Genomic DNA, 19,352 nt, shown 5'->3' with positions numbered 1-19,352 from the left:
GCGCATGAAAAAAGGGGCCGAAGCCCCTTTTTTTCCCGTCGTACGGATTAGCCGTTCAGGGCTGCGTCCTTGACCTTCTTCAGGGCACGGACCTTCACGCGCACCGTGGCCGGCTTGGCTTCAAACCACTGCTCCAGGCCGGTGAACGGGTTCTTGCCGAAGCGGCGCTTGGTGGCCGGCACCTTGACCGACGTCACCTTGAACAGGCCCGGCAGGGTGAATTCGCCAGCGCCCTTCTTGTGCAGCGCGCCGACGATGGCCTGCTCCAGATGCGCCAGCACGGCCTTCACGGCCTTGGCGTCAACCTGTGCCTGCTCAGCCAGGTGGCTCACGAGGCTGGATTTGGTGAACGTGTCCTTCAGCGGCTTCACCGACGCTGGTGCGGCGGCGGCCTTCTTCGCCGGCGCGGCTTTCTTTGCCGGCGCGGCCTTCTTCGGGGCAGCCTTCTTTGCTGTGGTCTTCGCTTTGGTCGCCATAGTTGAAATCAGAGTGAGGTGAATGGAGCTTCCAGGTTCAGCGTATCGCGACTGCGATACGTTGCGCAGAAGCATAGCAAATCTAGGGTCTGTTTACTACGCAATGCTCAGCGTTCCGCCTGCAAAAGCGGGCGATCGCGCTTGTGCACCACCGGCGATGCGGCCAGCGCCTCTATGGCGGCACGTGCGTCTGCACCCCGGCCCTGGGCGCGTAGCACGCGCGCTGCGTAGAACTGCAGGCTGGCCCATTCGGGGCGATCCGCCGGCACGGCACGCGCTGCATCGGCCGCCGGCAAATCGGCCGCGGATGGCTGGCGGGCCGTCATGAGCGCGGCGAGCAGCCAGGCGTTGTCCTTGGTCTCCTGCCAGCGTGCGAGCGCGTGAGTGTGTTCGCTGTCACAAGTGGCGGCGTCCGGCGCACCGGGGCCACCCGAACAGGCCTGCACGGCAATCACGAAGTCAAACCAGGCGTGCTGGCGCATGGACTGCGCAAACGCCCCCGTGGGCCGGTCGGGCGATACACGCGGATACAGCTCTTGGAAAAGGGCCAGCATGCCCAAGGAATACGGGCTGGTTTCCGGATGGTCCATGGCGGTCATCACCCAGCTCAGCGGAATGGCGGGCGCCAGTTGCACCAGCATGCGGCGCACGGTGTAGTTGGTGGCATCTTGCACAGGCGCGAATGCAGCGTCCGCCTTGATCGCCTGCGCACGCGCCTCCAGCTCCTTCAACACGGCGCTGACGCGGGCATTGCGGCGTGCGGCCGGCTCGCGCACCGCCTGGTTGAAGGCAGCCCCGCGCAGGCCGCGTTTGGTCCAGACGTCGTCCACGGCGGCCTCCCACTCGGCGTCACGCACGGCGCCGCGCACGATGCTGCGAAACGCCCCCAACGCAGCCCACGGCCGCATCGGGTTGCCAGGCTCGGCGGCAATGGCGTCGAACTCGCGGCGGGCAGCGGCAAAATCATCGCCATAGAACTGCGCGGCGGCGTGCTGGTAGGCATAGAGCGCCTTCAGCTTGGTCAACGCATTCGCCGGCAGGGGCGCGGGCAGCGCGGGGGCGGGCGTGGTGCCGGGCGCCCAGGAGCAGCGCGCAAAGACGGCGTCCTGGCGCGTGACCCAGGCGCGGCGGTCGGCGTCCGTCAACATGGAGTCGACCGCCAGGCCGTTCAGCATGCGCGTGGCAAAGGCATAGGCGTCGGGGCCACACTGGCCGGTCTCGATGTCGATGGCGGGCAGCCCTGCTACCTGCAACTTGCCGGGGCGGAAGTACGCGGGCGCCACGGCCGGCGGCTTTGGCACCAGGGCAGCGCGTGCTTTCAGCCAAGCGTCAATTTCGTCCTCACCACGCTTGGCAGGGGGCTTGGCGGGGCCGTTGACCCAGTCCCCCTGCCGCCGATGGCTTTCCTTGGCCACGGCACCCACGGGCAAATGCATGACGCGCCAGGCGACAAACAGCGACGCGCGGCCATAGCTGGGCCGGATCAGCCCGAGCGTGCCATGTGCGTAAGCCGTGTCGTCCGCCGGGCCGACGATGGGGCCGACGTAGCCAGTGCGCAGGCTTTCGGGCAGGTCGCGCTCATCGACGGCTGGCAGGGCCGCATGGCCCGCAGATGCGAGTGAGAGCGCAGCAAGGGCAAAACCAAGGCGGCGAAGCGAAGTGCATATCATCTTCATAGGACGATCTTCATGGGACGAGGTAGCGTGGAGGACGAGCAGGGTTCGACCAGGCGGACTCGTCGAACCAATAGGGGCGTGTCGCGCGGGCCAGCAATGCCGGCGACGGTGGATCGTTGGTGGCAAAACCGAGCGCCGGGCCACGGCAGCGTTGCGCGAGGCCGGCAGCGTCCTGCGTGAAGCGGCGGCGCCAGTCATCCGCATGCGGGCCGAGGCGATACAGCATCGGCACAACCTCGTCGACGGGGAGGCGGTCCAGCCAATCGCCCTGCGTGCACCAATGCGCCAGCACCGTGACGCTCAGGCGCACTTGCGCAGGCAGCGTGTTGCGTACGGCGGCGACCAGCGTGCGGTATGCCTCGCGCTGGCGTAGCGGCGCTTCGAAATCGAGTTGCAGCAGACCGCCGCCCGCGACAGCGGTGGTGGCTTGCCTGCGCACGGCGGCAAGAATGGTGTCGACCTGGGCAGGCGTGAGTTCGGCAGCGGTATCGGCGGCCGACTCGACATGCACCACGGGGATGATGCGTACACCGGCGGCCAGCGTCAGGGGTGCCGTGCGAGCGTTACGCTCAGTGCTGCCGTCGGCGCGTAGCACGAGCGATTCCACCAGAACGGCGGCCTCGCGGTATGGCGCCACATTGGTCGACTTGGTCTGCGGGCCATTGCTGTTGGGCCAGATCCACGCCACCCCGCGCGCAAGCGATGCGGCAACGTCGGTGGGGGAAACGACCGCCCGCGCGTCAAGCCGGGCGCTGGCCTGCCGGGCATACGCCAGCCAACCTGCGGCCAGCACCACGCCAGCGGCGATGCATAGCATCCCCCGCATGACGCCCCGACGGCGTATGTACGCGTTGTGTGTGAACAGACCCGCCCCCAGTGTCCCGTCGCCCCGCTCCGCCGGCTTGGCGCGGAGGCGATCGGTGCCATTTTTGTGGCGCTATTGTAGGGAGCATTCGGGGCGCGGTCGCGAACCTGTGTCCGAAATCGCACAGCCTTTTAGGGGGATGCCCCCGGGACATGAGTGCACCGGAGGCGCGGGGCTTTGCGTGCGCTAGTCGAGCTGGCCGTGGCAGACGTACTTGGTGTGAAGGTAATCATCCAACCCGTGGACGGAACCCTCGCGGCCGTAGCCCGATTCCTTCACGCCGCCAAAGGGTGCCGCCTCGGCCGCCAGCGCCCCTTCATTGATGCCGACGATGCCGCTCTCCAGCGCGTCGGCGACACGCCAGATGCGGCGTACATCCTGGCTGTAGAAATAGGCGGCCAGCCCGAACGGCGTGTCATTGGCGGCGGCAATCACCTCGTCTTCGGTCGTAAAGCGCGTCAGCGGCGCGACGGGGCCGAAGGTTTCTTCGCAGGCGCACGCCATGGTGGCATCGGCGTGGGTCAACACCGTGGGCGCGTAGTAGTTGGGGCCGAGCTGGGTGAGGCGTTCGCCACCGGTCAGCACCTTGGCGCCCTTGGCGACCGCATCCTGCACGTGCCGGTCAATCTTTTCGACGGCGCGCGCGTTGATCATGGGCCCGATCTGCGAGGCGGGGTCGCTAGCCGGCCCGACGTTGAGCGCAGCCACCCGTGCGGCGAGCTTGCTTGCAAACGCATCGTGGACGGTGTCGTGCACGAACACGCGATTCGGGCATACGCAGGTCTGCCCGCCGTTGCGGAACTTGGCGGCCATGAAGCCGTCGACCGCGGCATCGATGTCGGCGTCTTCAAACACGATGAAGGGCGCATTGCCGCCAAGTTCGAGCGACAGCTTCTTGAGCGTATCGGCGCTGCGGCGCGCCAGGTGTTTGCCGACCGCTGTCGACCCCGTGAACGTGAGCTTGCGCACGCGCGGGTCGTCCAGCCACACGTCCACCACCTCGGGCGTACGTTCGCGCGACGCCGTGACGATATTGAGCACACCGGGCGGCACACCCGCTTCCTGCGCGAGCCGCACCAAGGCGAGTGAAGTCAGCGGCGTGTCTTCGGCGGGCTTGCAGACCACGGTGCAGCCCACCGCCAGCGCCGGCGCAATCTTGCGCGCGATCATCGCCGCCGGAAAATTCCACGGCGTAATGGCCGCCACCACACCCACCGGCTCCTTGAGCGCAAACATGCGCCGGCCGGGTACGGGCGCGGGGATGATCTCGCCGTTCATCCGCGTGGCCTGTTCGCCAAACCATTCGATATAGCTCGCGGCGTAGGCCACCTCGCCCTTGCCCTCCGCCAGCGGCTTGCCCTGCTCCAGCGAGATGAGCTTGCCCAGGTCGTCCTGATGCGCGAGCACAAGATCGTTCCATCGCTTGATGATCTGCGCGCGCTGTTTGGCGGGCACCTTGCGCCAGGCGGGAAAGGCCGCGTGGGCCGCATCCAGCGCGGCGTGGGCTTCCGTTGCACCTGAATCGGGCACGCGGGCGATGACATTGCCCGTTGCCGGGTCGGAAACATCCAGCAGCGAGCCAGCGGCGGCCGCCCATTCGCCAGCGATGTAGTTGGCGTTGCGGATCAGGTCGGTGCGGGTGAGCGTAAGAGACATGGTTCGAATCGGTAAAAAGTCAGCGATCAAGCGACAGCCACCAGCGCGGCAATTGCCTCGCCGATCTGCGTGGTGTTGGCCGTACCGCCCAGGTCCGGCGTGTGCGGGCCGACTTTCAGCACCGTCTCGATGGCCGCCACGATGGCATCGTGCGCGGCACGCCCGGCGCCCTGCCCTTGCGTGAGGAAATCCAGCATCAGCGCGCCCGACCAGATCATGGCGATCGGGTTAGCAATGTTCTTGCCGTAGATGTCGGGCGCGGAGCCATGCACCGGCTCGAACAGCGACGGGAAGGTGCGATCCGGGTTCAGGTTGGCCGACGGCGCCAGGCCGATCGTGCCGGTCGTCGCCGGGCCGAGGTCGGACAGGATGTCGCCGAACAGGTTGGTAGCGGCTACCACATCAAAGCGGCCCGGCTGCAGCACGAAGCGCGCAGTCAGGATGTCGATGTGCTGCTTGTCGAGCGCAACGTCGGGGTACTGCTTGGCCACCTCCTCGGCGCGCGCATCCCACCACGGCATGCTGATGGCGATGCCGTTGCTCTTGGTGGCGAGCGTCACGTGCTTGCGCGGGCGGCTCTGTGCGAGGTCGAAGGCGAACTTCAGCAAACGTTCCGCACCACGGCGCGAGTAGACCGACTCCTGGATCACGATCTCGCGGTCGGTGCCTTCGTACATGATGCCGCCGAGCGAGGTGTACTCGCCCTCGGTGTTCTCGCGCACCACGTAGTAATCGATGTCGCCCGGCTTGCGGTTGGCCAGCGGGCACGTCACGCCTTCGAACAGGCGCACGGGGCGCAGGTTGATGTACTGATCGAATTCACGGCGGAACTTGAGCAGCGAACCCCACAGCGAGATGTGATCCGGCACCGTGGCCGGCCAGCCCACCGCGCCAAAGAAGATGGCGTCCATGCCCTTGAGCTGGGCCTTCCAGTCGTCCGGCATCATCTTGCCGTGTTGCGCGTAGTAATCGCAGCTGGCCCAGTCGATGTGATGGCACTCCAGCTCGAAGCCAAAGCGCTCGGCCGCCGCCTGGATGACGCGCAGGCCCTCGGGCATGACTTCCTTGCCGATGCCGTCTCCGGGGATGATCGCGATGCGGAATGCGGGGTTCATGTTGCTCCTTTTGTCTTATTAGGCCGAGAGGGCCGCCGCCGGATGGGGCATCACGTGGTCCCGCTCGTCAAGCCAGCCTTGGCGCAATTCAGGCACCGAGTTGGCAAGTTGCTCATAGTACGGGTGATGTGGGCCGTGATCGAAATCGGCGCGCGCCACCTGCGTGAGCTTGCGGCCGTGCTGCATGACGATGATCTCGTCGCACACGGCGCGCACGGTGTGCAAATCATGACTGATGAAGAGGTATGACACACCCAGATCGCGTCGCAGGTCGGCCATGAGGTTGAGCACCGCCGCACCCACCACGGTGTCGAGCGCGGATGTCACTTCGTCGCACAGGATGAGGTCAGGCTCGGCAGCCAGGGCACGCGCCAGGTTCACACGCTGCTTCTGCCCGCCCGACAAGCCGGCAGGCAGGCGTTGCGCCACGCTGTGCGGCAGGCGCACGAGATCAAGCAGCTCGCGGATGCGCCGCTGCAAGGCCTCGCCCTTCAAACCCTTATAGAACTGCAGCGGCCGCGCCAGGATGCGCTCGATGGTATGCGACGGGTTGAGCGCCGTATCCGCCATCTGGAAGACGATCTGGATGCGGCGCAACTCCTCGTGGGTCCGGTTGGCCAGCAGCGGCTTGAGCTCGCGGCCGGCGAACGTCATGTTGCCTTGGCACGGCGCAATCAACCCTGCGATGGCGCGCGCCAGCGTGGTCTTGCCCGAGCCCGATTCGCCAATCACGCCAATGGCCTGCCCGCGATAGAGCTTGAAGTTGATGTCATCAAGGATGCGTGTGGCGGGTTGACCCTTGGCGTTCACGGGGCCGTAGCCGGCACCCAGTTCGTGTACGTCGAGCAGCAATTCGCCCTCGCCCAGGCAGTGCTCGGCCGGGCGCGCCTGGGGGCGTGCCGCTGCCAGCAGGCTCTTGGTGTAGTCGTGATCGGGCGTCGCCAGGATGTGCGCCGTCGGGTTGATCTCCTGCATCTGGCCGCCGCGCAACACCAGGATGTGATCGGCCATCTGCGCGACCACGGCCAAGTCATGGCTCACGTAGACAGCGGTGGCGCGGCGCTCGCGCACCACACGGCGGAACGCGCGCAGCACTTCGATCTGCGTGGTCACGTCCAGCGCGGTGGTCGGCTCGTCGAGGATCACCAGATCCGGATCGATGATGAGCGCCATGGCGGCCATCAGCCGCTGCAATTGCCCGCCCGACACCTGATGCGGATAGCGGTCCCCAATCGTTTCGGGATTGGGCAATGCGAGTTCGCGGAACAACTCCACGGCCTTGGCCTCGGCTTCCGCGCGCGACATCGTGCCGTGAATGCGGGCAGGCTCCACCACCTGATCGAGGATGGTGCGCGACGGGTTGAACGACGCCGCCGCACTCTGCGCGATGTAGGCCACAGTGCGCCCGCGCAGGGCGCGTTGCTCGGCGGGCGGTAGATGCAGGACATCGATGTCGCCAATGCGCACGCTGCCACCGGCAATCTCGCAACCATGGCGCGCGTACCCCATTAGCGCCAGTGCGGTGGTGGTCTTGCCGGAGCCGGATTCGCCAATCAGCGCGAGCACCTCACCGGGCTGGATGGCAAAGTTGAGATTGTCTACGAGAGTCTGTTCGCCTGCGGTGATGTGCAGGTCTTTGACGACAACGGACGCGCCCATGTTCAACGCCCTCCGCGTTCGCGGGCCGCACGGCCCGGCAGGTTGTCGATGACGAGATTGACCGCGATGGTCAGGCTCGCAATGGCCAGCGCCGGCACGATGACGGAGGCGCCCGCATCCGGCAGCGCGCCGATGTTCTCGCGCACGAGCGAGCCCCAGTCCGCCGACGGCGGCTGAATGCCCAGGCCCAGAAAGCTCAGGCTCGCCAGCAACAGCACGACGTACACAAAGCGCAAGCCCAGATCGGCCAACATGGGCCCGAGGATGTTGGGCAGGATTTCGCGCAGCATGATGTACAGCGTGCCCTCACCGCGCGTGCGTGCCACCACAACGTAGTCCAGAGCGTTGATGTTGACCGCCAGCGACCGCGCAATGCGGTACGCACCCGGCACATAGATGATGGCGGCGGTCACCACCAGCATCGTCACCGAAGAGCCAAAGCCCGCCACCATCAGCAGTGCAAACATCTTGCTCGGGATGGCGGTGAGCGTATCGAGCACGCGGCTCAACGTGGCATCGACCCACCCGCCCATGGCCGCGGCGAACAGGGCCAGCACCGTGCCCGTGCCGCTCGCCAGCAAGGTCGCCACCAGCGCCACGCCCACGGTGTAGCGCGCGCCTTCCACCACGCGCACAAACATGTCGCGGCCGAGGTAGTCGGTGCCAAACCAATGTGCGGCGCTCATCGGGCTGAACACATCGCCGTTGCCGTCACCGCTGGTAATCAGATGCGCAGGCAGCAGCGCGGGGCCAGCCACCGCCGCCAGCAGCCAGAACACCAGCACGGCCAGCCCGATAAGACCAGTCGCGCCGAAGCCGCTCAGCACGCGCCGAAGCCGGTGGCGCGGCGCGGGTGGCGGTGTCGTGGTTGGCAAGGTTGGGGAAGTGGGCGTGGTTTCCATCGTCAGGGTCTTATCCATGGTGTCTCAGCGATGACGCAGACGCGGGTTGGCGACGATGCCCAGCACGTCGGCCGTGGTCACGAGCAGCAGATAGCCCGCGCAGAAGATCATGGCGCAGGCCTGCACCAGCGGCATGTCGCGCTGGGATACGCCGTCGACCATCAGCTTGGCGATGCCAGGGTAGTTGAAGATCGTCTCGATGATGATCACGCCGCCCAACAGATACGACAGCGACAGCGCCACCGCATTGGCAATCGGCCCCACGGCATTGGGCAAGGCATGCGCGAGTACCACGCGCATGGGCGACGCGCCCTTCAAGCGCACCATTTCGATGTAGGGGGCTTCCAGCTGATCGATGACAGCCGCGCGGCTCATCCGCATCATCTGCGCGACGATCACGCAGCACAGGCTCAGCACGGGCATAGCAAAGGCCTGGAGCATCTGGCCGAGCGATTCTATGTCGTTGACGTAAGACAGCGCAGGCAGCCAGCGCAGCTTGACGGCAAACACCAGCACGGCAAGCGTCGCCACCAGAAACTCCGGCACCGACACCACCGCCACCGATGCGGTGGATGCCAGCCTGTCGAACCACGAGCCGCGCCACACCGCCGAGGCAATGCCCAGGCTCAGCGCAATCGGCACGGAAAACAACGCCGTCACCGCTGCCAGCAGCAGCGAGTTGGGCAGGCGGCTGGCCACCAGCTCTGCCACCGGCATCTGCGTGGTAGTGGATTGCCCAAGGTCACCGCGTGCAATGCCAGCCAGCCAGTGTGCGTAGCGCTGCGGCGCGGGCACGTTCAGGCCCATCTGCGCGCGCAATGCGGCCAGAGCTTCGGGCGTGGCGTCCTGGCCCAGTTGCTCCTGCGCGGCGTCGCCCGGCAGCACGGCGGTGATCGCAAACACGATCACCGATACCGCCAGCAGCGACAGCAGCGCCAGCGCCACGCGCCGCGCCAACAGCTTGAGGATGACTCGATTCATGGCAGCACCTTCATCACCTTGTGCATGGACGCCCCTGCTCGTCTCGCTTCGTCAGGCGTCGAGCCAGACGTTTTCAGCAAACGAATAGCCCATCAGGCCGCCCAGCGGAATCGGCGCCAGGCCCTTGAGCTTGGTCGTGTGCCCGTCGATGCTGGCCAGGAACATCGGAATGCCAATACCCGCTTCGTTGTGGATCATCGTCTGCATGTCGGCATACATCTGCTTGCGCTTGGCGACATCCGTCTCGGCGCGGGAGCTCGTCAGCAGCTGGTCGAACTTCGGGCTCTTCCAGCGCGACTCGTTCCAGGCTGCGTCGGACTTGAAGAACTGCGTGAGGATGGTGTCGGCGCTCGGGCGCGGGTTGACGTTGCCGAAGCCAACCGGGCTGTTCAGCCAGTGGTTGGACCAGTAGCCGTCGGCCGGCATGCGCTTAACGTCGAGGTCCAGACCGATGCGCTGTGCGGTCTGCTGCAGCACCAACGCGATCTCAACCGAATACTGGGCCGCCGGCGACGCCACAACGGGAACCTTGCCCGTCACGCCCGACTTCTGCAGGTGGAATTTCGCCTTCTCAATGTCGAAGGCACGCTGCGGCAGCTCCTTGAAATAGAAGCGGTTGGTCGGGTCGATCGGCTGGTCGTTGCCAAGCACCGCGTAGTCCAGCGCGATGGTCTTCTTCATCTGCTCGCGGTCGAACAGGTACTTCATCGCCATCACGAAATCGGGGTTCGCGCCCGGGCCCGTGTCGCGACGCATGATCAGGTCGGAATATTGGCCGGATTGCGTGGCGAAGATCGCGTAGCCCGGCGTGCTCTTGACGCGGGCCACGGCGCGCGGGTTGACCGAAGCCACCAGGTCCATCCCGCCGGAGAGCAGTGCATTGACGCGTGCACTTTCATCGCCGATCCCGACAAATTCGATCTCGTCGAGGTACGGCTTGCCCGGTTTCCAGTACCCCTCGTTGCGCACAACCACCGTGCGCACGCCGGGCTTGAACTCCTTGAGCTTGTAGGGCCCGGTGCCAATGCCGGCGCTGAAATCCGTAGTGCCGTCCTTGACGATGTGGAAGTGGAACGTGCCCAGGATCACCGGCAAGTCAGCGTTGGGAGCCGTGAGCACCACGGTGACTTCGTTCGGGCCGGTGGCCTTGACGCTCTCGATCTGGTCGGCCAGGACCTTGGCCTTGGAAGCCGTGGCCGGATCTTTGTGGCGCATGACCGAATACACCACATCCGCCGGGGACAGTGCCTTGCCATCGTGGAAGGTCACGCCCTTGCGCAGCGTCAGCACCCAGGTCTTGGCGTCAGCCGTGTGATACGACTCGGCCAGCGCGGGGCGCGGCGTCAGGCTGCCGTCCAGCGCGAACAGGCTGTTGTAGACCATGTTGCAGCGCACGTAGTCGTTCTGGTTCGACTGCTTGGCCGGGTCCAGCGTATCGGTGGCGGCCGCCGTGGCCGCCGCCACGCGAATGCGCCCGCCACGGCGCGGCGTCTGCGCATAGACCGACACGGCGGTGCCCGCCAGGCTACCGGCCAGCGTGGCCTGCATACCGCCCGCCATCAGCATCTTCAACACATCGCGGCGCGAGGCACCGCGCTTGAGCGACGCCATCACGCGCTGGCTTTCGGCGGGGCCGACAAGGTTCTCGAACTCGTTACGGCTGTCGCTCATGGTGGGGCTCCTGATGACTCTGTAGTGGAAACAGCAAGATTGTGTTGTGATGAGGAAGCGGGTGGATGCGCGACTAGGCGAATCTGTCTTTCAACTGGTAGTACATGCCCACCGCCGGCAAGAACCACGGCGGGCCAAAGTGACCGGGAATGGCGCTCCACGCGCGATCGCGCCACGGGTTGGCGGCAGCGTCGCCGGCCATCACCGCAGCCATGCATTCGCCCATGTGCACGGACATCTGCGTGCCGTGGCCGCTATAGCCCATGGAATAGAACAAGCCGTCGCGCTCGCCCGCGTGCGGCAGGCGGTCTTGTGTGATGTTGACCAGACCGCCCCAGCAATAGTCGAGGCGCACGTCATGCAACTGCGGGAAGGTCTGCGTCAGGCCGGCGCGCAGAACCTCCCCGCTCACCGCATCCTGCTGCGGGCTGGACACCGCAAATCGCGCGCGTCCACCGAACACCAGCCGGTGGTCCGGCGTCAGGCGGAAGTAATGATGGATGTTGGCCACTGTCACATACGTGCGGCGCGCGGCCAGCAGCGCGTTTGCGCGCTCTGCACCCAGCGGTTCCGTGGTGACGATGAAGCTGCCGATCGGCACGATGCGCCGGCGCAGCCAGCCGAACGTGCCGTACCCGCCATGGCGCGAGGCTCCCGTGGCCAGCAGCACCTGCTTGGCGAGCACCGTGCCACGCGAGGTATGCACGCGATGCACCTGCCCCTGCACACGCTCGATGCGTTGCACGCAAGTGCGCGTATGAATCTGGGCGCCCTGGCGTTGTGCCGCCATGGCCAAGCCTTGTGCGAATCGGCCCATGTGCATCTGACCGCTGCGCTTGTAGAGCAGGCCACCATGAAAGCGCTCGCTCTGCACTTCGGCGCGCACGCGGGCAGCGTCGAGGATTTCCACGTCGGTATCCACGCCATCGGCAATCAGGCGGTCCGCGCTGCGTTGCAGTGCGTCCATCTGATGCAGTTTGGTGGCGAGCTTGAGCTTGCCGTTGCGCTGGAAGTCGCAGGCGATGCCTTCGTCGCGCACGATGCGCTCCACCGTATCCACGGCAGCGTCATAGGCGTGATACCAGGCGCGGGCACGCTCCACGCCCACCTTGGCAGCCAAGTCCGCGTAGTCGACGGCCAGGCCATTGTTCACGTGCCCGCCATTGCGGCCCGAAGCCTCGGGTGCCACCCGCTCCCCTGCCTCCAGCACGACCACGCTGGCGCCGCGCCGCGCAAGCGCCAGCGCCGCCGACAACCCCGTGAAACCGCCGCCGACGATGGCCACGTCCACCTGCGCCGGCAGATCGTGCGCCTCCAGCGCCAGTGCGGGCACCGAGTCGTTCCAGTAGGAGTCGAGTTTCATGGAGGTCATGTGGGGTGGCTAGGGAGACTCGACTTAGAGACCAACGACGCCCGGCAGCCCGCCGATGTCTTGAATCTCGGTATAGCGATACGCCGGGTTGCCCGGGCCGTGGCCGCGGTTGACGAACACCTTGTTGACGATGCCCAGATCATCCGCCGACATCAAGTCGTAGCGCAGGCTGGACGACACGTGCAGTACGTCTTCCGGGTTGCAGCCCAGCGAGTCGAACATGTATTCGAAGGCTTTCAGACGCGGCTTGTAGGCCTGGGCCTGCTGCGCGGTGTACACGCGGTGGAACGGTGCACCCAGCATCGCCACATTCTTCTGGATCTGCGCGTCGTCTGCGTTGGACAGGATCACCAGTGGAATCTCCTTGGCCACTTTCGCCAGCCCGGCCGGTACGTCGGCATGCGGGTCCCACGTGGGCACGGCGTCGTAGTAGGCCTGGCCGTCGGTGTCGAAGTACTGGATCTTCCATTTCTTGCACAGGCGGCGCACGGCGTTCTTCAGCACCACCTCGTACGGCTTCCAGTCGCCCAGCACTTCATCGAAGCGGTAGGCGGTGAAGTCTGCAATGAACGCCTCCATTTGCTCGGCCGGAATGCGGTCGGCAAACAGTTCGCGCGTCATCTCGCCCATGCGGAAGCGGGTGAGCGTGCCGTAGCAGTCAAAGGTGATGTACTTGGGGCGGAAGGTCATGGCGTCGGGTCCTAAGGTCCTGGATGTGGCTGCTGTTATGCAGTCTTTGCAGCACGGTTATGACGAAATCATTGAAGCACGCAGACTCGCAGTCGTTATAGGGAAATGCACGGTCTCACGTGAGAAAGCTGCTGTTTCAGAGGGCACTCCCGGCATGCCATGCGGTCTGCACCGGTGGCGTGCCGCATGCACCGCCAATGCGCCGCTAATGCGCCGCAGCAAAGTCGATCAGCACGCTTTTGAAGCGCAGGTTGGCCTCCACGGCTTGCCGGCCCAAATCCTTGCCGATGCCCGATTGGTGATAGCCGCCAGTGGGGATGACGAAATCTGCGCTGCGCCCGTAGCGGTTGATCCACACCGTGCCCGCCGCAATGCCGCGCATGGCGCGCAGGGCACGGCCAATGTCGGCGGTATGCACGCCGGCGGCCAGGCCGTAGTGCTCGTGCGCCGCCAGTGCCAAGCCCTCCTCTTCGTCGTCAAAGGTCTGCACGGTCAGCACGGGGCCGAAGATCTCTTCCTGCACAGCCGGGCTATCCGCGCGCACGCCTTCGAGGAGTGTCGGCTGAAAGTACGCGCCACCCGGGCCATCGCCAAACAGACCGCCGCCGCAACGCACCTGCGCACCGGCGTCGCGCGCGCGTTCCACGATGTCGAGAATGCGCGCCGCCTGCGCCGCAGAAATGATCGGCGGCAGCGTGGCCGTGTCATCCCACGTGGCGCCGGGCCGCAACGCAGCAAAGCGGGTGGCGATGCGCTCGATCAATGCCTGGGCAATGCCCCGCTGCACGATCAGCCGCGAGCCCGCCACGCACACTTGTCCGGCATTCCCGGTGATGGCGCCCGCAATGATTCCCGCCAGCCGGTTGATGTCCGGCGCGTCATCGAACACGAGTTGCGGGCTTTTGCCGCCCAGCTCCAGCGTGACCGGCTTGGGGCCGTGCGATGCGCACGTCGCCATGATGGCGGCGCCCGTGCGCGTCGAGCCGGTAAAGGTCATCTTGGAGATGAGCGGATGCCGCGTGAGCGCATCGCCCGTGGTGCGGCCATCGCCCTGCACCACGTTGAACAGGCCCGGCGGCACGCCCGCCTCAATGGCCAATTCAGCCAGGCGGATGGCGGTGTACGGCGTCAGCTCGGACGGTTTGAGCACCACCGCGTTGCCGGCCGCCAGCGCCGCACCCACCTTCCACGACACCATCACCAGCGGGAAATTCCACGGCGTAATGGCGCCGACCACGCCATAGGGTTCGGCCACCACCATGCCGAGGTTGTCGTGCCGTGTGGCGGCCACGTCCCCGCCGAGCTTGTCGGCGTATTCAGCAAAGAAGCGCAGGCCTTCGGCGGTGAACGGCACATCCCACGCGGCCGCGTCGCGCACCGGGCGGGTGGAACAGACCGCCTCCAGCGGCGCCATGTGCGCCACGTCGGCGTCGATCAAATCGGCCCAGCGGCGCAGCACGCGCGCCCGGTCGCGCGGGGGGCGGCGTGCCCAGTCGCTCGTGCGCCAGGCTTGCCATGCGTCTTGCACGGCGGCATCGACGGTGGCGGCATCGGCCAGCGGCAGTTCGGCATGCACGATGTTGTCTGACGGGCGCCGCACGGTGATGCGTCCGGCATCAGACACCAGCCTGCCGCCGATGAAATGGCCCGACGGGACGTGAAGGGTTCGGGGGTCGAAAGTGGTCACGAAAATAGGGGGCGCCGAAGGCCGGCACCCATATCGAAATGAGGTCATTGATGCTAGGCAGGAAGGCTCGGCATTTGTGTTCGTAACCGAGGGCGCTACCGCATCGAATTGCGAAACCGACACCCTCGGCAGACGATGCTTGCAAATTGCGGGCAAACCCCAATTCGGTCTGGCCCAGCGGGGCGATGTCGTCCAAGATGAGTGTCGGTGCCACCCTCCTCCTTCGTCAGAAGGACCCTCCCATGTCTTCCTCATCCGTCCCCGTCCAGAACAGTCACGCCGACGATGGTGTGGTGCTGCGTCCGATGACCGCCGATGACCTGGCCCAGGCGCACGCCCTATCGGAAGAACAACGCTGGCCGCACCGCCCGGCCGATTGGGCGCAGAGCTTTGCGCATGCCGAAGGCTTCGTCGCTGAGCGTGACGGCCAGATCATTGCCACCGCGCAACGTTGGCGCTGGGGCCCGCGCCACGCCACCATCGGTCTGGTGATCGTCACGCCGGCATGCCAGGGCCGGCGCATCGGCCATCGCCTGATGACGGCGCTGCTGGATGGCCTGGATGACCACACGGTGCTGCTGCACGCCACCGCCGAAGGGCGCGGCTTGTATGAACGATTGGGCTTCGTGCGCGTTGGCGAGGTCCGCCAGCACCAGGGCATTGCCCAGCCCACGCCGCTGATCGCCCTGCCCGCCGGCTGGCGCCTGCGCCCCGCCGGGCAGAACGAAGCTGCGGACTTGCGCCGCCTGGATGCCGAGGCACGCGGCATGCCACGCGATGCGCTGATCGACGACCTGCTCGCCAGCGCGGACGCCTGCGTCGTACTAGACGACGACGGCGAACCACGCGGCTTTGCCATGCTGCGCCGCTTTGGCCGTGGCCACGTCATCGGCCCCGTGGTCGCCCCGGATGCCGAGAGCGCCAAAGCGCTGATCGCGCATCTGGCTGGCATCAATGCCGGCCACTTCACGCGCATCGACATCGATTTCGAGAGCGGCTTGGCCGAGTGGCTGGAGAGCATTGGCCTGCTGCGCGTGGATGCGCCCACCACCATGGTGCGCGGCGCACCGCTGACGACTCCACCCGGTGCACCCGCACTGTTTGCCATCGTGACCCAGGCGATGGGTTGAGCCTCCGACATTCCGCCTAACGTCAAACGCCCTGCCCCACCGTGACCACCACCTTCCTCTACAAGTCCGACCCCGTCCGCGGCCAGCAATGGGCCGACGTCTTCCGCCAGCACGCGCCGGAGATCGACTTCCGCATCTGGCCCGACATTGGCGATCCGCTGCGGGTGCGCTTTCTTGCGGCGTGGGAGCCGCCTGCCGATATCGCCACGCAGTTCCCGCATCTGGAAGTGCTGTTCTCATCGGGCGCGGGGGTGGATCAGTTCAACTTTGCGGCGCTGCCGCCCGCGCTGCCTGTCGTGCGCATGGTTGAACCTGGCATCGTGCGCGGCATGGTGGAGTACGTCACGCATGCCGTGCTGAGCCTGCACCGCGACATTCCCGCCTACCGGCGCCAGCAGCAGGCGGAGCAATGGCGCCCGCTGCCGGTGCGCCCGGCCGGTGAACGCCGCATTGGCGTGCTGGGGTTGGGCTCGCTCGGGCAGGCGGTGCTCGCGCAGCTGCAGGATTTTGGTTTCGATTGCGCGGGCTGGAGCCGGTCGCGCCACGCCGTGGAGGGCGTGCAGTGCTTTGCCGGACAGGAAGAACTGGCGGCATTCCTCGCTCGCACCGACATCCTGATCTGCCTGCTGCCGCTGACCGATGCCACGCGCGGCGTGCTGAACGCCGCCCTGTTCGCGCAGTTGCCGCAGGGCGCCATGCTGGTGCACGTGGGTCGTGGCCCGCAGCTTGTGAGCGACGACTTGGTCGCCGCGCTCGATAGCGGCCAGCTCGGCGAAGCCATGCTGGACGTGACCGACCCTGAGCCATTGCCCGCCGGCCATGCGTTGTGGAAACACCCGCGCATCCACATCACGCCGCACATTGCCAGCATGACGCAGCCGCGCTCCGCCGCCGCCGTGGTGATCGACAACCTGCGCCGCTTCCATGCGGGCGAGCCGATGATCGGGCTGGTAGACCGCGCGCGCGGGTACTGAACGCCAACACTCGACCCGCAAGGCACATCGTCCGAGCACTGACAACCGATGCCGGGCCTCCAAGCTCCGGCGTCGGACCTCTCACCTCCGCCAATGCGCCTCGGCGCTCCGCCACCTCGGACCTTTGACGTCCGATGTCGAGGCTTTGAGCCTCACCCTCCGACCTTTTTGCTCCGCCGTCGGACCTCTCAAGCTCCGGAAGCGCCCCTTTCAGGTGCAGCGTCGGACCTCTGCCCCTCCGCCGTCGGACCTTTGAAGTCCATCAATGCACCTTTGACCTCCGACGTTGGACCTCTGAGGTCCGGCATTGGACCTCGGAAGGTCCGCTGTTGACGCTCCAAGGTCCGTCCATGGAGGCCCGACCTCCGCTGCTGCACCTCAGAGCACCGCACGATCTGCTGCGACAGCCCACACAACAGCAGCCTGCTTCGTTCCGCACCCGCAAAGCAGCATCACTCCATGCGCGGCTCGGCCTACTCTTGAGTCCATTGATTGCCCCCAGTCATTGCCCTGCACGAATGGACTCCACCATGTCACAGCTCACCGATCTGCCCCAGCTTGCCTCGCTTGATGCCATTGACCGTGCGCACCTGATCCACCCGGTGGCCTCGTGGCGCACGCACGAGCAACGCGGGCCGACCGTGCTCACGTCGGGCCGCGGTGCGTGGCTGACCGATGCGCAAGGGCACGAACTGCTGGACGCCTTCGCGGGGCTCTGGTGCGTCAACGTCGGCTATGGACAAGAGAGCGTGGTACAGGCCGCCGCCGAACAGATGCGCCGTCTGCCCTACGCCACCGGCTACTTCCATTTCAGCAGCGAGCCCGCCATCCGCCTGGCCGACAAGCTGGTGCAGATCACGCCGCGCTCGCTCAATCACGTGTACCTCACGCTGGGCGGGTCGGAAGCGGTGGACGCTGCGGTGCGCTTTATCGTCCAGTACTTCAACGCGATCGGCCAACCGTCGAAGAAGCATTTCATTTCGCTGGAGCGTGGGTATCACGGCAGTTCGTCGACCGGTGCGGGGCTGACGGCGCTGCCAGCGTTTCATCGCGGCTTCGACTTGCCGCTGCCGACGCAGCACTACATTCCGTCGCCCAACCCGTACCGAGCAGCTGACCCGACGGATGCCCAAGGCATCATCGCGGCCTCGGTGGCGGCGTTGCGCGCCAAGGTGGCGGAGCTGGGCGCAGACAACGTCGCCGCGTTCTTCTGCGAGCCCATCCAAGGTTCCGGCGGCGTGATCGTGCCGCCCAAGGGCTGGCTCAAGGCCATGCGCGACGCCACGCGCGAGCTGGGCATCCTGTTCGTGGTGGACGAGGTCATCACCGGCTTCGGGCGCACCGGCCCCATGTTTGCCTGCGATGCCGAAGGCGTGGCCCCCGACATCATGACCATGGCCAAGGGACTCACGGCAGGCTACGTGCCGATGGGCGCAACGATGATCTCGGACGCCATCTACAACGGCATCGCCGACGGAGCACCCGCAGGCGTCCCTATCGGTCACGGCGCCACCTATTCGGCGCACCCGGTGGGCGCTGCGGTGGCGCTGGAAGTGCTGCGCCTGTATGAGGAAGGCGGCATTCTCGCCAACGGCCAGCGCGGCGCGGCCAGCTTTGCGGGCGGGCTGGACGGCCTGCTCGCGCACCCGCTGGTGGGCGACTCGCGCCACCGTGGCCTGCTCGGCGCGTTGGAACTGGTGAGCGACAAGGCCACCAAGCGTGGCTTTGATGCAGCACTTGGCCTGCCCAACCTGATTGCCTCGGCTGCGTATCGCAACGGCCTGGTGTTCCGGGCGTTTGGCGACAACATCCTGGGCTTTGCGCCGGCGCTGACCTTTACCGAGGACGAATTCGCACAGCTGTTCGCCCGGCTGAAGACCACGCTCGACGACGTGCTGGCCATGCCGGCCGTTCGCGCCGCACTGGACTGACGCAACAACCTGACACAAGAGACGCTGGCTGCCGCAGAATCGATCCATCTTCCACGCACGCGCCACCGCCATGACCGAAGCCCTCAAGATCGATCGTCTAGACCTGCGCATCCTCGCCCAGCTGCAGAAGAACGGGCGCATGACCAACGTGGACCTGGCCGATGCCGTGGGCCTGTCGCCCAGCCCGTGCCTGATCCGCGTCAAGCGCCTGGAGCAGGCCGGCTACATCTCCGGCTACGGCGCGCACATCCGGCTGGAGAAGCTGGGCGACACGCTCACCGTCTTCACCGAGGTCACGCTGTCGGACCACCACCGCGAGACCTTCGTGCGCTTTGAAGCCGCCATCCGCGAGGTGGACGAGGTGCTCGAATGCCACCTGCTCTCCGGCGGTTATGACTACCTGCTGCGCTTCATCACGCGGGGCGTCAATCACTACCAGGAAGTGATTGAAGACCTGCTGGAACGCAACATCGGCATTGCCAAGTACTTCAGCTACATCGTCATCAAATCGCCGTTCATCAAAACGCACTGTCCGATCGAACGGTTGTTCCCCAACCAACGCTGACG

Annotated in this window: 16 protein-coding genes; 4 read left to right on the top strand and 12 right to left on the bottom strand. The window is 66.2% G+C overall.

The window, feature by feature from the left end:
- Window positions 1-47: 47 nt before the first annotated feature.
- The 12 genes from ACS7SF_RS26050 to ACS7SF_RS25995 all read right to left on the bottom strand — a co-directional run bounded on the left by ACS7SF_RS26050 (window position 48) and on the right by ACS7SF_RS25995 (window position 14,750).
- A complete protein-coding gene (locus tag ACS7SF_RS26050; protein WP_439893347.1) occupies window positions 48-476 on the bottom strand; it encodes an HU family DNA-binding protein in 429 nt (142 codons plus the stop codon).
- A gap of 107 nt (window positions 477-583) precedes the next feature.
- Window positions 584-2,152, bottom strand: coding sequence for a hypothetical protein (locus ACS7SF_RS26045; protein ID WP_439893346.1), 1,569 nt, complete (start codon window positions 2,150-2,152; stop codon window positions 584-586).
- Between the two features lie 10 nt (window positions 2,153-2,162).
- Window positions 2,163-2,969, bottom strand: coding sequence for a hypothetical protein (locus tag ACS7SF_RS26040; protein WP_439893345.1), 807 nt, complete (start codon window positions 2,967-2,969; stop codon window positions 2,163-2,165).
- A 234-nt stretch (window positions 2,970-3,203) separates the two neighbouring features.
- Window positions 3,204-4,673 (bottom strand): NAD-dependent succinate-semialdehyde dehydrogenase, encoded by a 1,470-nt coding sequence (locus ACS7SF_RS26035; RefSeq protein ID WP_439893344.1) that lies wholly within the window; start codon window positions 4,671-4,673, stop codon window positions 3,204-3,206.
- Window positions 4,674-4,699: 26 nt separating this feature from the next.
- Complete coding sequence (locus ACS7SF_RS26030) at window positions 4,700-5,788, bottom strand: tartrate dehydrogenase (RefSeq protein WP_439893343.1); 1,089 nt, start codon at window positions 5,786-5,788, stop codon at window positions 4,700-4,702.
- Window positions 5,789-5,806: 18 nt separating this feature from the next.
- Entirely contained in the window at window positions 5,807-7,447 is a 1,641-nt protein-coding gene (locus tag ACS7SF_RS26025; RefSeq protein WP_439893342.1) for an ABC transporter ATP-binding protein, read from the bottom strand.
- Between the two features lie 2 nt (window positions 7,448-7,449).
- Window positions 7,450-8,349, bottom strand: coding sequence for an ABC transporter permease (locus ACS7SF_RS26020; protein ID WP_439894484.1), 900 nt, complete (start codon window positions 8,347-8,349; stop codon window positions 7,450-7,452).
- A gap of 24 nt (window positions 8,350-8,373) precedes the next feature.
- Window positions 8,374-9,330, bottom strand: coding sequence for an ABC transporter permease (locus ACS7SF_RS26015; protein WP_439893341.1), 957 nt, complete (start codon window positions 9,328-9,330; stop codon window positions 8,374-8,376).
- 51 nt (window positions 9,331-9,381) lie between these two features.
- Entirely contained in the window at window positions 9,382-11,001 is a 1,620-nt protein-coding gene (locus tag ACS7SF_RS26010; RefSeq protein WP_439893340.1) for an ABC transporter substrate-binding protein, read from the bottom strand.
- A 73-nt stretch (window positions 11,002-11,074) separates the two neighbouring features.
- Entirely contained in the window at window positions 11,075-12,364 is a 1,290-nt protein-coding gene (locus tag ACS7SF_RS26005) for an NAD(P)/FAD-dependent oxidoreductase (protein ID WP_439893339.1), read from the bottom strand.
- A gap of 33 nt (window positions 12,365-12,397) precedes the next feature.
- Entirely contained in the window at window positions 12,398-13,063 is a 666-nt protein-coding gene (locus tag ACS7SF_RS26000) for a haloacid dehalogenase type II (RefSeq protein ID WP_426400553.1), read from the bottom strand.
- A 205-nt stretch (window positions 13,064-13,268) separates the two neighbouring features.
- Window positions 13,269-14,750 carry an aldehyde dehydrogenase family protein gene (locus ACS7SF_RS25995; RefSeq protein ID WP_439893338.1) on the bottom strand — a complete coding sequence of 494 codons (1,482 nt, stop codon included), beginning with the start codon at window positions 14,748-14,750 and terminating at the stop codon, window positions 13,269-13,271.
- Window positions 14,751-14,992: 242 nt separating this feature from the next.
- On the opposite strand from ACS7SF_RS25995, the gene ACS7SF_RS25990 reads away from it, so the two are divergent.
- From ACS7SF_RS25990 to ACS7SF_RS25975, 4 genes are all read left to right on the top strand, one after another.
- Complete coding sequence (locus tag ACS7SF_RS25990) at window positions 14,993-15,880, top strand: GNAT family N-acetyltransferase (RefSeq protein ID WP_439893337.1); 888 nt, start codon at window positions 14,993-14,995, stop codon at window positions 15,878-15,880.
- Window positions 15,881-15,921: 41 nt separating this feature from the next.
- On the top strand, window positions 15,922-16,854 hold the full coding sequence (locus ACS7SF_RS25985; protein WP_439893336.1) for a 2-hydroxyacid dehydrogenase: 933 nt from the start codon (window positions 15,922-15,924) through the stop codon (window positions 16,852-16,854).
- A gap of 530 nt (window positions 16,855-17,384) precedes the next feature.
- Window positions 17,385-18,785 (top strand): aspartate aminotransferase family protein, encoded by a 1,401-nt coding sequence (locus ACS7SF_RS25980; RefSeq protein ID WP_439893335.1) that lies wholly within the window; start codon window positions 17,385-17,387, stop codon window positions 18,783-18,785.
- A gap of 70 nt (window positions 18,786-18,855) precedes the next feature.
- Window positions 18,856-19,350, top strand: a complete 495-nt coding sequence (locus ACS7SF_RS25975) for an Lrp/AsnC family transcriptional regulator (RefSeq protein WP_039599256.1) — start codon at window positions 18,856-18,858, stop codon at window positions 19,348-19,350.
- The last annotated feature ends 2 nt before the right edge of the window (window positions 19,351-19,352 follow it).

The organism is Ralstonia sp. 25C, assembly GCF_051904805.1.
Classification (GTDB): Bacteria; Pseudomonadota; Gammaproteobacteria; order Burkholderiales; family Burkholderiaceae; genus Ralstonia.
The sequence above is the reverse complement of the archived record's forward strand: the minus strand, read 5'-3'. Positions and strand labels throughout refer to the sequence as shown.

Coding starts and splice junctions, on each gene's coding strand:
- ACS7SF_RS26020 (WP_439894484.1), bottom strand. CDS start 8,349: ATGGAAACCACGCCCACTTCCCCAACCTTGCCAACCACGACACCGCCA.
- ACS7SF_RS26015 (WP_439893341.1), bottom strand. CDS start 9,330: ATGAATCGAGTCATCCTCAAGCTGTTGGCGCGGCGCGTGGCGCTGGCG.
- ACS7SF_RS25980 (WP_439893335.1), top strand. CDS start 17,385: ATGTCACAGCTCACCGATCTGCCCCAGCTTGCCTCGCTTGATGCCATT.
- ACS7SF_RS26040 (WP_439893345.1), bottom strand. CDS start 2,969: ATGCTATGCATCGCCGCTGGCGTGGTGCTGGCCGCAGGTTGGCTGGCG.
- ACS7SF_RS26000 (WP_426400553.1), bottom strand. CDS start 13,063: ATGACCTTCCGCCCCAAGTACATCACCTTTGACTGCTACGGCACGCTC.
- ACS7SF_RS25990 (WP_439893337.1), top strand. CDS start 14,993: ATGTCTTCCTCATCCGTCCCCGTCCAGAACAGTCACGCCGACGATGGT.
- ACS7SF_RS26005 (WP_439893339.1), bottom strand. CDS start 12,364: ATGAAACTCGACTCCTACTGGAACGACTCGGTGCCCGCACTGGCGCTG.
- ACS7SF_RS26010 (WP_439893340.1), bottom strand. CDS start 11,001: ATGAGCGACAGCCGTAACGAGTTCGAGAACCTTGTCGGCCCCGCCGAA.
- ACS7SF_RS26045 (WP_439893346.1), bottom strand. CDS start 2,152: ATGAAGATGATATGCACTTCGCTTCGCCGCCTTGGTTTTGCCCTTGCT.
- ACS7SF_RS26050 (WP_439893347.1), bottom strand. CDS start 476: ATGGCGACCAAAGCGAAGACCACAGCAAAGAAGGCTGCCCCGAAGAAG.
- ACS7SF_RS26030 (WP_439893343.1), bottom strand. CDS start 5,788: ATGAACCCCGCATTCCGCATCGCGATCATCCCCGGAGACGGCATCGGC.
- ACS7SF_RS25975 (WP_039599256.1), top strand. CDS start 18,856: ATGACCGAAGCCCTCAAGATCGATCGTCTAGACCTGCGCATCCTCGCC.
- ACS7SF_RS26025 (WP_439893342.1), bottom strand. CDS start 7,447: ATGGGCGCGTCCGTTGTCGTCAAAGACCTGCACATCACCGCAGGCGAA.
- ACS7SF_RS26035 (WP_439893344.1), bottom strand. CDS start 4,673: ATGTCTCTTACGCTCACCCGCACCGACCTGATCCGCAACGCCAACTAC.